This window comes from Pseudomonas sp. AN3A02 (assembly GCF_011765255.1).
In the GTDB taxonomy this organism is placed as follows: Bacteria; Pseudomonadota; Gammaproteobacteria; order Pseudomonadales; family Pseudomonadaceae; genus Aquipseudomonas.
The window spans coordinates 53,915-67,109 of record NZ_JAARNI010000016.1 but is presented as its reverse complement, the minus strand read 5'-3'; the positions used below and the strand labels follow the sequence as shown (position 1 = coordinate 67,109).

The window sequence follows — 13,195 nt, the reverse complement described above, 5'->3', positions numbered from 1 at the left end:
CTCCCGCACTTTTCTGACGAGCATGCTCCCACGCGTCTTGCGCTACGCCAAGCAGACGGTCAAACTCCTCGCAAAAATTGTTATAAGATCACATAACAAAACTTTCATCTTTGTTCGGGAGTTCCACCATGCGCCGTTTGCTGCTCGCTTTGCCGTTTGCCCTGTTGCCACTGGCCATCGCCCAGGCTGCCGACGAGCAGGACCATGATCATGATCACGAGCACGGCAGCCTGGGTGCCCACGAACACGGTGTCGGCCGCCTCAACGCAGTGCTCGATGGCCAGGCCCTGGAGCTGGAACTGGACAGCCCGGCGATGAACCTGGTGGGTTTTGAACACCTGGCTACCACGCCGACCGACAAAGCCAAGGTCGCCGCCGCCCGCAAGCAACTGGAGCAACCTTTGGTGCTGTTCAGCCTGCCCAAGGCCGCCGGTTGCGTGATCAGCACCCAGGAACTGAACAGCCCGCTGTTCGGCGACAAGCCTGAAGCCGACCATGATGAGGACGATGACGACCACGCCACCGATGGCAAAGGCGCCGCCGCTCACGAGCACCACCACGACCACAGCGAAATCCACGCCCACTACCAGTTCACCTGCGCCACGCCGACCGCGCTGAGCAACCTCGACCTGACCCAGGTGTTCAAGACCTTCCCCGCCACCCAGAAAATTCAGGTACAACTCATTGGCCCTAGCGGCCAGCAGGGCGTGGAAGCGACGGCCACAGCAGCCACCCTCAAATTCTGAAACGAACCCCTGTAGGAGCGAGCTTGCTCGCGAAAAACTCGAGAGCGCCGCGTTCAACCTGATGCCCGCGTCATCGTTGACGTCCATCGCGAGCAAGCCCGCTCCCACAGAAGAGCCTGTCACCATGACCCAAGCACTTATCGAACTGTCTGACCTGGCCTTCAACTGGCCGGGTCACCCACAGCTGCTGGACATCCCGACGTTTCGCCTGGAGCCGGGGGAAACCCTGTTCCTCAAGGGCCCCAGCGGCAGTGGCAAGACCACCCTGCTGGGCCTGCTGGGCGGTGTGCAAAAGCCCAGTCGCGGCAGCATTCGCCTGCTGGGCCAGGAGCTGACCGAACTCTCGGCCGGCGCCCGCGACCGCTTCCGCGTCGACCACACCGGCTACATTTTCCAGCAGTTCAACCTGCTGCCGTTTCTCTCGGTGCGCGAGAACGTCGAACTGCCCTGCCACTTCTCCAAGCTGCGGGCGCAGCGGGCAACCCAGCGCCATGGCAGCGTCGACCAGGCCGCCGCGACTTTGCTCGCCCACTTGGGCCTGAAAGACAAGAACCTGCTGGAACGCCGCGCCGACTCGCTGTCCATTGGCCAGCAACAGCGGGTGGCTGCCGCCCGCGCGTTGATCGGCCAGCCGGAACTGGTGATCGCCGACGAACCGACTTCAGCCCTGGACTACGACGCCCGGGAAGCCTTCATTCAGTTGTTGTTCGCCGAATGCCGCGAAGCAGGCGCCAGCCTGTTGTTCGTCAGCCATGACCAGAGCCTGGCGCCGCTGTTCGACCGCAACCTGTCGCTGGCCGAACTCAATCGCGCCGCCACGCCCGCAGAGGTTTGAGATGTATTTGTTTCGACTAGCCATGGCCAGCCTGGCTAACCGCCGCTTTACCGCAATCCTCACCGCCTTCGCCATCGCCCTTTCGGTGTGCCTGTTGCTGGCGGTTGAACGGGTACGCACCGAAGCCCGCGCCAGCTTCGCCAGCACCATCAGCGGCACCGACCTGATCGTCGGCGCGCGTTCCGGCTCGGTGAATTTGCTGCTGTATTCGGTGTTCCGCATCGGCAACGCCACCAACAATATTCGCTGGGACAGCTACGAGCACTTCGCCGCCAACCCGCAGGTGAAATGGGCAATCCCGATTTCCCTCGGCGACTCCCACCGCGGCTACCGCGTGATGGGCACCAACGAATCCTATTTCGAACACTATCAATACGGCCGTCGGCAGAACCTCGAACTCGACAGCGGTCGCGCCTTCGCCACCGACCCGTTCGAAGTGGTGCTCGGCGCCGAAGTGGCCGATGCCCTGCATTACAAGCTTGGCGACAAGCTGGTGCTGGCCCACGGCGTGGCGGTGGTCAGCCTGGTCAAGCACGATGACAAGCCGTTCACCGTGGTCGGCATCCTCAAGCGCACCGGCACCCCGGTGGACCGCACGCTGCATATCAGCCTCGGTGGCATGGAAGCGATTCACATCGACTGGCACAACGGCGTGCCCGCCCAGGGCAAAGGCCGGATCAGCGCCGACCAGGCCCGCAACATGGACCTGACGCCCCAAGCCATCACCGCGTTCATGCTCGGTTTGAACAACAAGATCTCCACCTTCGCCCTGCAACGGGAGATCAACGAATTCCGTGGCGAGCCAATGCTGGCAATCCTGCCGGGCGTGGCCCTGCAAGAGCTGTGGAGCATGATGGGCACCGCTGAAAAAGCGCTGTTCGTGATCTCGCTGTTCGTGGTGCTGACTGGCTTGATCGGCATGCTCACCGCGATCCTCACCAGCCTCAACGAGCGCCGCCGGGAAATGGCGATCCTGCGTTCGGTGGGCGCACGGCCCTGGCATATCGCGACCTTGCTGATATTCGAAGCTTTCGCCCTGGCGTTGTCCGGCGTGATCGCCGGCGTTGGGCTGCTGTATGTGTGCATCGCCGCGTCGCGCGGGTATTTGCAGGCCAATTACGGCCTGGACCTGCCGCTGTCGCTGCCGAGCGAATATGAATGGACCCTGCTCGGCGGTATTCTCGTCGCAGCCCTGCTGATGGGCAGCGTGCCGGCCTGGCGCGCCTACCGCCAATCGTTGGCCGACGGCCTGTCGATACGTTTATGAGGAAGCTGTTGATGCGTCGCGTCGTGTTCGCGCTGTTACTGCTGGTGGCCCTGCCCGCTTGGGCCGAAGACCAGCCCAGGGACCTGGCCTGGCAGGAGATGATCCCGCCGGACGCACCGCCGGAAATCCCCAACATGAAACCACTGCACAACTTGTCGGGCATGGCTGATGCGTTGTCGGTGGAGTCTGCGCCGGCCGCCAAGCAGGACCTGCCCAACGCGCCAGTCGTACAAAGCCTGGACGGTAAGCACATCCGCCTGCCGGGTTATATCGTGCCGCTTGAAGTCAGCGAAGAAGGTCGCACTACGGAGTTCCTGCTGGTGCCGTATTTCGGCGCGTGCATCCATGTACCGCCACCGCCGTCGAACCAGATCGTGCATGTCAAAAGCGAAGTCGGTGTGAAGCTCGACGAGTTGTATCAGCCGTACTGGATCGAAGGCCAGATGCAGGTCAAACCGTCGAGCAGCGAACTGGCCGACGCCGGCTACCAGATGGATGCCGACAAGATCTACGTGTACGAATTGCAGGAGTAGCGCGTTATCACCGTTTCATTGAGCTGAGTCAAAAGCCCAGCCTGAACGATCTTTACCATTGGATGTATCTCTTTTAATACATCCTCTGGAGCTCCCATGAACAAGTCCCTGCTCGGCGCGTCGCTTGTCGCGCTCGCCCTCGCTGCCCCCGTTGCCCACGCTCACGAAGCGGGCGACATCCTGATTCGCGCCGGTGCCATCACCGTCAACCCGAAAGCGGACAGCAGCAGTGTCAAGGTTGACCAGGGCCCGCTGGCCGGGACCAACCTGGGCGGTAAGGCGACCATGAGCAGCGACACTCAACTGGGCTTGAACTTCGCCTACATGTTCACCAGCCACTGGGGCATCGAACTGCTGGCGGCCACGCCGTTCGAACACGATGTGAAGATCAAGAACACCGCCCTGGGCGCTGCCAACGGCAAGCTCGGCTCGCTGAAACACCTGCCGCCGACCCTGAGCGTCGTGTACTACCCGCTGGACAGCAAGTCGGTATTCCAACCGTACATCGGCGCCGGTATCAACTACACCTGGATCTACGACGAACACGTCGGCGGTCGCGCCCAGGAAGCCGGTTTCAGCAACTTCAAGGCGGAAAATTCCTGGGGTTGGGCCGCGCAGATCGGTGCGGACTACATGATCAACGACAAGTGGATGATCAACGCCCAGGCGCGCTATATCGACATCAGCACCAAGGCCACTGTGGATAACAACGCGCTGGGCCAGGGCACTCGCGCCAAGGTCAATGTGGATGTTGACCCGATGGTGTACATGGTCGGTATTGGCTACAAGTTCTAGGTTCTACCCAAGGCCCTGTTATACAGGGCCTTTTTTATGAGGCTTCCCATGGAGGCAAGCGCCAATCAGAGGCCAGGCACACGCCCGTGTGCTGCGAATCAGGCTTCAGCCAGGAGTTGGCGAACTTCAGCGATGACCAAGTCAATGTTGAACGGCTTTTTCAACACCGCATTGAACAAGTCCGACCGCTCCATACCAATATGTGCCTGGGCTCCGCTGATCAGGATGATGGGCAAGTGATTGACTGCCGGTAGCGCGCGGACAGCTTCGGCAAACTCCTGGCCATCCATGACCGGCATCATGAAGTCGGTGATGATCAACGCTGGCCGCTCGCGCTCCAGGACCTCGAGTCCTTTCTGGCCATTGCTCGCTTTTACGACCATGTACCCCTCATCCTCCAGCGCATAGCCGAGAATGTCAGCGATCAAATACTCGTCGTCGACGACCAGGATGGTGGTCATGTCAGTTCAACCCGAATCAGAGACTTTGGACGTTGAGCCCGGCAGCGAAGAATCATTAGGGACAGCCAACGCATTTCTTGATGCCTTCTTCAGGTCAACGCCGTTTTCATGGATTACCACTTCAAGAAGCGAAGGATCGTAGAAGCTGTCTCGTACCTTAAGAATCGAAAGCATTCTTCTTAGTTCAGATTGAATCTCGAAGAAACGCATCAGCAGCAGGTTATCGACAATACTGGACAGGTCCGGGGTTGGAGAACTGACCGCCGAACCAAAAACGTCACGCATCTCCCATGAGGCAAACACCGTTACGCCACGGGCACGGAGCTCGCTCATCAGGGCACCGTAAAAATCGGTGATACGTGCCGGGTTCGTCGACAGTCGGGTCATGCCGCTCAAGCTGTCGATGAACAGGCGCTTGATGCCCTTTTCTTCAACCACTTTCAGCAGCCGTGCGCCGAGACCATCGAGCAGGCCTTCTGTAGTGGGTTGCCAGGCAATACTCAGCGCACCACTTTCTTCCATCCCTTTAATATCAATACCCAGCGATAGGCCTTTGAGGCGTAACCGCTGCGGGCTTTCATAAAAACCGAAATGCAGGCCCGGCGCTTCCACTGTCGACTCAGCGAGGAACTTGAGCCCCAATGTGGTTTTCCCGACGCCCGAAGGCCCCATGACGAGCGTAACGGAAGAACTGTGCAGGCCACCGCCGATTATGGCGTCCAGCGAACCGATGCCGCTGTTGATACGCGTCAGATCGGCACTATCAGGAAACGATGGACGGCTGTAGAGGCTTTCCAACCGCGGATAAACCACCAGGCCATCGTCGGTAATTTCACACTCGTGCAATCCGGTCAGTGCACCACTGCCTCGAGTCTTGCGTAGTTGAATACGGCGCACCGAACGGCTGCCGTGAAGCTCCTCACCCATTTCAATCACACCATCAACCATGGTGTGCTCAGGACTGCCGTCGTCCAACCGGGAGCTGGTGAGAAACAGCACCGTACAACCGGCGAACGCGGCGTGGCCTTGCAGCTCGGAAATGAATTTCTTGGTGTCGATGGGCGAGTCAGCCTTGGAGCGTGCATTGAGCAAGCCGTCGACCACTAACACGGTGGCCTTCTGACGACTGATCTCACGCCGAAGCAGCTTGACCACTTCATCGAGACCGTCGTTCTCAAGGGTGTCAAACGCACTGACGAACTGAATTTCGGCTCCCACCCGGGAAACATCAAAGAAGTTCAGGGTCGAGAGGAATTGAAATAAACGGTCGTGGGACTCAGCCAGCAACGTGGCGACCAGGACACGGCCCCCGTTGCGCGCATGATTAAATCCCAGTTGATTGGCGAGGATGGTTTTACCCGATCCTGGGCGCCCCTGGATAATGTAGGAGGCACCTGCGACTAGCCCGCCCTTGAGCAGAGCATCCAGCCCTTCTATTCCGCTTTGAAGGCGATTTAGCTTTTCCACAATGCAACCCTGATGTGAACAACAGGCCCTTAAGCCGAAGGTTTACGATGCTAACTCCATTTGCGCAATCGGGCTATCCGCTCATCCAGTTCAAGGGCGGGGCAAATAAAGCGTGAACGTACTTCCCAGACCCAGACAACTCTCTACCCTGATCTCTCCCCCCGACTGTTTGGCAAAACCAAATACCTGACTGAGCCCCAGCCCGTTTCCCTGGCCTTTGCCTTTGGTAGAGAAAAATGGCTCGAAGATTCTATCGAGGCTGACCGGAGCGATACCCGAGCCGTTGTCTGTGATGGACACGGCAACGAAGCGCCCCTTGATAAGGGGATAACCATTGGACGCGGGGATAAGGTCCATCGACTCAACACGGATGACCATCTCTCCCTTATCCATCATGGCGTCTCGGGCGTTCATGACCATATTGAGAATGGCGGCTTCAAACTGTCCTGCGTCAACGTCAACAACGCAGGGTACTGCTGTGGGTTCGATGCGTACGTTGATGCCTGTCCCAACCCGTAAAGCAATCGTATCGGCCATGGCCAACGTGCCTGAATTGACATCCAGCGGTGCGGGATGCAGGGCTTGCCTGCGAGCGAAGGACAGCAATTGGCTGGTGAAGTGAGAACCACGGACCACAACCTCGGAAATGGCTTCCACCAGGCGCAGCCGCCGCTCTTCTGATACTGAAGGACGCTTCAAAAGATCCGCTGAAGAACGGATCACCGTCAGCAGATTGTTAAAGTCATGAGCCACTCGGCCAGTTATCCGCCCCAGCGCTTCCATCTTCTGCGACTGAAGTAACTTCTCTTGGGTAACATCCCGAACGGTGCCCGCCATCGCGACGGGTAGACCATCATCGGCATAACGGGGTCTCGCGCACACGTGCAGCCAGCGAGTTTCACCGCGTGGCGTGATGACGCGGTAGTGAACGTCGTAATCGCAACGTTGCGCGATCGAGCGATCCCAGGCTTCAGCCACTCGGTTGCTGTCTTCGGAGTGCACCGAGCGCTGCATGTGTTCATAACTGAACGGTATCTGTGGTTCGATCCCGAAGTTGAGGCGGCAAGTGGCCGAGGTCTTCAGCTCACCCGTCGCCAAATCCAGGCGCCATATACCAAGCCCGGCGGTACTCAAAGCGAACTGCAGTTCGTGCTCCTCCTCATACACATCATCATGAGGCGGCGGCGAGCCATTCACCGGAGAATTTGTTGCCATGGTGGGTAGGGCTCCTCTTTTAGGCTGCCCATGGCTGGATGGGCGAAGTCTTCTTCTGAATCCAGACTTTTGCTTTTGCTGAACGAGCCGTAAGCACAATCAATCTCTATTGGGATGGATGACCGCGCGCACCAAAGGTTTCAAATTTTTCGTATGCCGTGGCGCACCCCCCTGGCCAACATGCATCAACTGAATCCGTCCGGACTCCGCCACAAAAAAGGCGCCGGTTACAGGCGCCTTTTTTTATGTTTGACCGTGTCGGTAGAACCGGTCGAGCAACGCCGGCAACCCGGCCCGCCATGCCCGTGGCTTGATGCCGAAGGTGTGGAGGATTTTCTTGCAGGCCAGCACCGCGTGTTGCGGTTCATCGGCGGCATCCGGACGGGCGGCGTGGGCCTGGGCGGTCGGGGCTTCCACGGCCAGCGGGTGGAAGTTGCGCGCTTCGGTCAGGATCGCCTGCCCGAGCGCCAGCGGGGTGGTCGCTTCGTGGCCGGCGTAGTGATAAGTGCCCCACAACGGCGCGGCGCAATCGAGTTGCTTGAGCACCGAAATGATCACCCGCGCAGCATCGTCTACCGGCGTCGGGTTGCCCCGGCGGTCGTCGGCCATCAGCAGTTCGTCAGGTTTTTCGGCCCGGGCCAGGAAGCGCCCGAGTGTGCCGTCGACGCTGTCATCCAGCAGCCAGCCGAAACGCAACAGCACGTGCTGTGGGCAGGTGGCGCGTACGCTCTGCTCGATGCGCCACAACGCCTGACCCCGCAGGCCCAAGGGCACGGGTTCGTCTTTTTCACTGTAGGCGGTGGCGCGGGAGCCATCGAACACCCGGTAGCTGGACGGTTGCAGCAAAGTGATGCTGTGGTGCTGGCACAGTTCCGCCAGGCGCTCGATCGCATATTCCTGGGCAGCCAGACGCGTTTCGCTGACCGTCTCCGCCTGAAACCAGTCGAAGTAATAGGCGAGATTGATCAAGGCATCGGGACGGGTGTCGTCGAGCAGTTGCGTGAGGCTCGCGGCATCCCAGCCGTCTTGGGGCGGACGCGGGGCGAGGAAACCGATGTCTTCCTCCGCACCGAGGCGAATCAGCGCCTGCCCGAGGGCATTCCCGCCGCCCAGTAACATAAGGCGCATTCGCATAGATTGAGCAGGCCCGGTCTGTTTGGAACGATGGTTATTATCGACAGGCTTGTGAGCCATGCCGTTGGCATTTGCCAGAATCGTTGCATTTTGCGTGTTTGTAGCGCAACCGTCACTTACAAAGTGCGCCGCCCATTGCCGCCTGGGTGCATTAGCTAGAGAGAGCCTTTTGTGGCGAGGGAGCTTGCAGTGGCGAGGGAGCTTGCTCCCGCTGGAGTGCGCAGCGCTCCCGCTTTTTTGAAGCCGCTACGCAGCCCAGCGGGAGCAAGCTCCCTCGCCACAACAAGCTCCCTCACACAACAAGCTCCCTCGCCACAGGAATACGTGCCGGGGTTGCAAGTTGCCGGGGCTGGCCGCATAAATTGGGGTATGAACCTTCCTGAATCAACGGACACGGTCTTGAACGGTTTCCACCCCGCCGTCAGCGCCTGGTTCCGCAGTACATTCCCGTCGGTGACCACCGCCCAGGCCCAGGCGTGGCCGCTGATCCGTCAGCGCCGCTCGACGCTGATTGCCGCGCCCACCGGCTCGGGCAAGACCCTGACCGCGTTTCTCGCCGTGCTGGACGACCTTGTGCACCAAGGCCTGGCCAATGGCGGCCAACTGCCAGACCAGACGCTGGTGGTCTACGTCTCGCCGCTCAAGGCATTGTCCAACGATATCCAGATCAACCTGCAAAACCCGCTGGCCGGCATCACCGACCACTTGCAACGACTGGGCCTGCCGCCGCTGGCGATCCGCACCGCCGTGCGTACCGGCGACACCCCGCAGAAAGACCGCGCCCTGATGCGCAAGCACCCGCCACATATCCTGGTCACCACCCCGGAATCGCTCTACGTGCTGCTGGGCTCGGATTCCGGCCGGCAGATGCTCGCCAGCATCCGCACGGTGATCGTCGACGAAATCCACGCCATCGCCGCCAGCAAGCGCGGCAGTCACCTGGCCCTGACACTGGAGCGCCTGCAGGGTTTGTGCAGCGAATCGCTGACCCGCATCGGCCTGTCCGCCACGCAAAAGCCCATCGAGGCCGTATCGCGCTTTCTGGTGGGCACCGGCCGGCCCTGCGAGATCGTCGACATCGGCCACGCGCGCCCACGGGACCTGGATATCGAAGTACCGCCGGTGCCGCTGTCGGCGGTCATGGCCAACGACGTGTGGGATCTGGTCTACGACCGCCTCGCCGAACTGGCCAAACAACACCGCACCACGCTGATTTTCGTCAACACCCGGCGCTTGGCCGAACGCCTGGCGCGGCACTTGAGCGAGCGCCTCGGCAAAACCGCCGTCGCCGCCCACCACGGCAGCCTCGCCAAGGAACTGCGCCTGGACGCCGAACAACGGCTCAAGGCCGGCGAGCTGCAAGTGTTGATCGCCACCGCCTCTCTGGAGCTGGGGATTGATATTGGCGATGTTGATTTGGTGTGCCAGATCGGCTCGCCCGGCTCGATCAACGGTTTTCTGCAACGGGTCGGACGCTCCGGGCATCAGGTTGGCGGCACGCCCAAGGGCCGGTTGTTCGCCACCACCCGTGACGACCTGATCGAATGCGCCGCCCTCCTCGACTGCGTGCGCCGGGGCGAGTTGGACACCTTGCTGATCCCGGTCGCGCCGCTGGATGTGCTGGCCCAGCAGATCATCGCCGAAGTCAGCTGCCAGGAATGGCAGGAACAGGCCCTGCTCACGCTGATCCACCGCGCCTCGCCCTACGCCGAGCTGGATGAACGTCACTATCAAGCACTGCTGCAGATGCTCGCCGAGGGCTATAACGGCCGCCAAGGCATCCGCAGCGCCTACCTGCACCGCGACGCCATCACCCGAACCCTGCGCGGCCGGCGTGGCGCCAAGCTCACCGCCGTGACCAGCGGCGGCACCATCCCCGACAACGCCGACTACAGCGTGCTGCTGGAGCCGCAAAGCCTGAACATCGGCAGCGTCAACGAAGACTTCGCGGTGGAAAGCATCGCCGGGGATATCTTCCAGTTGGGCAATACGTCCTACCGCATCCTGCGGGTAGAAGCCGGCAAGGTGCGGGTCGAGGATGCCCACGGCCAGCCGCCGACCATTCCGTTCTGGCTCGGCGAAGCACCGGGGCGCAGTGCCGAGTTGTCGTTTGCCGTGGCGCGCTTGCATGGGCAACTGGACGAATTGCTGGCCGCCATGCCGGGCAACCTGCAACCGGCGCTCGACTGGCTCACCGGCACCCTCGGTTTGAACCTGGCCAGCGCCGAACAACTGGTGGATTACCTGGCGCGGGCGCGGCTGGCGTTGAGCGCGCTGCCGTCCCAGGACACGTTGATCATGGAGCGGTTTTTTGACGAGTCCGGCGGCACCCAATTGATCATCCACACGCCGTTCGGCAGTCGCATCAACCGCGCCTGGGGCCTGGCATTGCGCAAGCGGTTTTGCCGCACCTTCAACTTCGAACTGCAAGCCGCCGCCAGCGAGGATGCGATCGTGTTGTCGCTGTCCACCAGTCACAGCTTTGAGCTGGATGAGGTGTGGCGCTACCTGAACAGCAACACCGCCGAGCACATCCTGATTCAGGCGGTGCTGGATGCACCGCTGTTCGGCGTGCGCTGGCGCTGGAATGCCGGGGTGGCCTTGGCATTGCCGCGTTATACCGGCGGGCGCAAGGTGGCGCCGCAGATCCAGCGCATGAAGAGTGAAGACCTGATCGCCAGTGTGTTCCCGGACCAGATCGCCTGCCTGGAAAACCTCGCCGGCGAGCGGGAAGTGCCTGAGCATCCGCTGGTGGAGCAAACCCTCGACGACTGCCTGCACGAAGCCATGGACAGCGAAGGCTGGCTGGCCCTGCTGCGGCGGATGGAGCGCGGTGAGATCCGCCTGATCAGCCGCGACCTGCCGGCGCCGTCACCCTTGGCGGCGGAGATTCTCAGCGCGCGCCCCTACACCTTTCTCGATGACGCCCCCCTTGAAGAGCGCCGCACCCAGGCCGTGCTCAACCGCCGCTGGAGCGACCCGCAAAGCACCGACGACCTCGGCGCGCTGGACGCCGAGGCCATTGCCGGTGTGTGCGAGGAAGCCTGGCCGGCACCTAATGGCCTGGATGAGATGCATGAAGCGTTGATGAGTTTGGCGTGCATCGCCGAATCCGAGGTCACGCCGCAGTGGGCCGAATGGCTGCACGCCCTGGCCAAGAGTGGGCGCGCCAACCATTTGCAGATCCATGCCGGGCAAGCCGTGTGGGTGGCGGTGGAGCGTTTGAGTTGCTTAAAGGCGATTTACCCGAATGACCTGCCGCTGCTGCGCGGTTTCGATGAACCCTGGACCTTCGACGAAGCGCTGGTCGAGCTGCTGCGGGCGCGCCTGAGTGGCTTCGGCCCGTTGACGTTGATCGAGATCGCCGCGCCCCTGGCCTTGCCGGTAGCCGACGTGTCGCAGGCCCTCGCACGGCTGGAAAGCGAAGGCTACGTACTGCGCGGCCGTTTCAGCCCCGGCGCCAGCGACGAACAATGGTGCGAACGCCACCTGCTGGCGCGTATTCACCGCTACACGGTCAAGCGCCTGCGCCGGGAAATCGAGCCGGTGGCGTTGCAGGATTTCATGCGGTTTCTGTTCGACTGGCAGCACCTGTCGGACGGCACCCGGGGCCAGGGCAGCGCGGTGTTGCCACAGATCGTCGCGCAGTTCGAAGGGTATGCCGCAGCAACATCGGCTTGGGACAGCGATTTGCTCAGTGCGCGGATCAAGGATTACGCGCCCCACTGGCTGGACGATTTGTGCCGCAGCGGCAAGGTGGTGTGGACACGCCTGAGCAACAAGGCTGGCGCGACGGCCTTGCGTAGCACGCCGGTGGTGCTGTTGCCCCGCAGCCAGGTGCCTTTGTGGAGTGGATTGACCGACGCGCCCGACAGCGCCGAGCTGTCGCCCAAGGCACAGAAAGTCCATCAGGCACTGCGGGAAAACGGCGCGCTGTTTTTCGATGAATTGATCCACGAAGCGCATCTGCTGCGCAGCGAACTGGAAACCGCCTTGCAGGAATTGGTGGGCGCGGGGCTGGCGAACGCCGACAGCTTCGCCGGCCTGCGCGCCCTGACCACGCCCGCGAGCAAACGCCAGGCCCGCAGCAGTCGGCGCGGGCGTGGCGCGTTTGTCGGCGGGATGGACGATGCCGGACGTTGGGCCCTGGTACGGCGCGCGCCGGTGGCGGATGGCACACGTCCGGGGGCTCACTCGGCCGAGACGCTGGAGCATGTGGCGATGACCTTACTGCGGCGATACGGCGTGGTGTTCTGGCGCCTGCTGGAGCGCGAGGCGGACTGGCTGCCCAGTTGGCGGGAATTGCTGCGCACCTTCCACCGGCTGGAAGCCCGGGGCGAGATTCGTGGTGGGCGGTTTGTGAGTGGTTTGGCGGGGGAACAGTTTGCGTTGCCGGAAGCGATTCCCTTGCTGCGGGAAGTTCGGCGGCGGCCTCACGATGGCAGCTTGATTGCGGTATGCGGCGCGGACCCGCTGAACCTGGTGGGCACGATGCTGCCGGGTAGCAAGGTGCCGGCGTTGAGCGGTAATCGGCTGGTGTATCGGGATGGATTGCCGGCGGCGGTGGAGATTGCTGGCAAACAGCAGGTGTTGCTGGAGTTGGATGCGCAGGCGGCAGGGTTGGTGCGGGAGAAGCTGATCAGGCGCTGACTGGTGTAGCGCCCGTCATGACGCCTTCGCGAGCAAGCCCGCTCCCACATTCGATCCGGTTCCACCCTTGGAATGCGGTCGAATGTGGGAGC

Annotated in this window: 10 protein-coding genes; 6 read left to right on the top strand and 4 right to left on the bottom strand. The window is 61.7% G+C overall.

Features of this window, described 5'->3' with window-relative positions; all coding sequences use genetic code 11:
- Positions 1–128: 128 nt before the first annotated feature.
- From HBJ59_RS30495 to HBJ59_RS30475, 5 genes are all read left to right on the top strand, one after another.
- Positions 129–746, top strand: coding sequence for a DUF2796 domain-containing protein (locus HBJ59_RS30495; RefSeq protein WP_167665695.1), 618 nt, complete (start codon positions 129–131; stop codon positions 744–746).
- Positions 747–870: 124 nt separating this feature from the next.
- The gene (locus HBJ59_RS30490; RefSeq protein WP_167665694.1) at positions 871–1,581 is read left to right on the top strand and encodes an ABC transporter ATP-binding protein; all 711 of its coding nucleotides are present in this window, start codon (positions 871–873) and stop codon (positions 1,579–1,581) included.
- A 1-nt stretch (position 1,582) separates the two neighbouring features.
- Positions 1,583–2,848 (top strand): ABC transporter permease, encoded by a 1,266-nt coding sequence (locus HBJ59_RS30485; RefSeq protein WP_167665693.1) that lies wholly within the window; start codon positions 1,583–1,585, stop codon positions 2,846–2,848.
- Positions 2,849–2,859: 11 nt separating this feature from the next.
- Entirely contained in the window at positions 2,860–3,381 is a 522-nt protein-coding gene (locus HBJ59_RS30480) for a DUF3299 domain-containing protein (protein ID WP_076016449.1), read from the top strand.
- A gap of 96 nt (positions 3,382–3,477) precedes the next feature.
- Positions 3,478–4,176, top strand: coding sequence for an OmpW family protein (locus HBJ59_RS30475; protein WP_167665692.1), 699 nt, complete (start codon positions 3,478–3,480; stop codon positions 4,174–4,176).
- A gap of 98 nt (positions 4,177–4,274) precedes the next feature.
- Here the strand turns inward: HBJ59_RS30475 and HBJ59_RS30470 are convergent, their stop codons facing one another.
- From HBJ59_RS30470 to HBJ59_RS30455, 4 genes are all read right to left on the bottom strand, one after another.
- A complete protein-coding gene (locus HBJ59_RS30470; protein ID WP_063026844.1) occupies positions 4,275–4,637 on the bottom strand; it encodes a response regulator in 363 nt (120 codons plus the stop codon).
- Positions 4,638–4,643: 6 nt separating this feature from the next.
- Positions 4,644–6,104 carry an ATPase domain-containing protein gene (locus HBJ59_RS30465; RefSeq protein WP_167665691.1) on the bottom strand — a complete coding sequence of 487 codons (1,461 nt, stop codon included), beginning with the start codon at positions 6,102–6,104 and terminating at the stop codon, positions 4,644–4,646.
- 90 nt (positions 6,105–6,194) lie between these two features.
- The gene (locus HBJ59_RS30460; RefSeq protein ID WP_167665690.1) at positions 6,195–7,319 is read right to left on the bottom strand and encodes an ATP-binding protein; all 1,125 of its coding nucleotides are present in this window, start codon (positions 7,317–7,319) and stop codon (positions 6,195–6,197) included.
- 243 nt (positions 7,320–7,562) lie between these two features.
- Entirely contained in the window at positions 7,563–8,453 is an 891-nt protein-coding gene (locus HBJ59_RS30455; RefSeq protein ID WP_008436463.1) for a sugar nucleotide-binding protein, read from the bottom strand.
- Between the two features lie 369 nt (positions 8,454–8,822).
- Here HBJ59_RS30455 and HBJ59_RS30450 point away from each other — a divergent pair, with 369 nt between their 5' ends.
- The gene (locus HBJ59_RS30450) at positions 8,823–13,103 is read left to right on the top strand and encodes a DEAD/DEAH box helicase (RefSeq protein ID WP_167665689.1); all 4,281 of its coding nucleotides are present in this window, start codon (positions 8,823–8,825) and stop codon (positions 13,101–13,103) included.
- Positions 13,104–13,195 lie beyond the last annotated feature (92 nt).

Bases quoted from the DNA above. Each gene is read 5' to 3' on its own strand.
- HBJ59_RS30490 (WP_167665694.1), top strand. From the start codon at position 871: ATGACCCAAGCACTTATCGAACTGTCTGACCTGGCCTTCAACTGGCCG.
- HBJ59_RS30475 (WP_167665692.1), top strand. From the start codon at position 3,478: ATGAACAAGTCCCTGCTCGGCGCGTCGCTTGTCGCGCTCGCCCTCGCT.
- HBJ59_RS30470 (WP_063026844.1), bottom strand. From the start codon at position 4,637: ATGACCACCATCCTGGTCGTCGACGACGAGTATTTGATCGCTGACATT.
- HBJ59_RS30455 (WP_008436463.1), bottom strand. From the start codon at position 8,453: ATGCGAATGCGCCTTATGTTACTGGGCGGCGGGAATGCCCTCGGGCAG.
- HBJ59_RS30480 (WP_076016449.1), top strand. From the start codon at position 2,860: ATGCGTCGCGTCGTGTTCGCGCTGTTACTGCTGGTGGCCCTGCCCGCT.
- HBJ59_RS30460 (WP_167665690.1), bottom strand. From the start codon at position 7,319: ATGGCAACAAATTCTCCGGTGAATGGCTCGCCGCCGCCTCATGATGAT.
- HBJ59_RS30495 (WP_167665695.1), top strand. From the start codon at position 129: ATGCGCCGTTTGCTGCTCGCTTTGCCGTTTGCCCTGTTGCCACTGGCC.
- HBJ59_RS30450 (WP_167665689.1), top strand. From the start codon at position 8,823: ATGAACCTTCCTGAATCAACGGACACGGTCTTGAACGGTTTCCACCCC.
- HBJ59_RS30485 (WP_167665693.1), top strand. From the start codon at position 1,583: ATGTATTTGTTTCGACTAGCCATGGCCAGCCTGGCTAACCGCCGCTTT.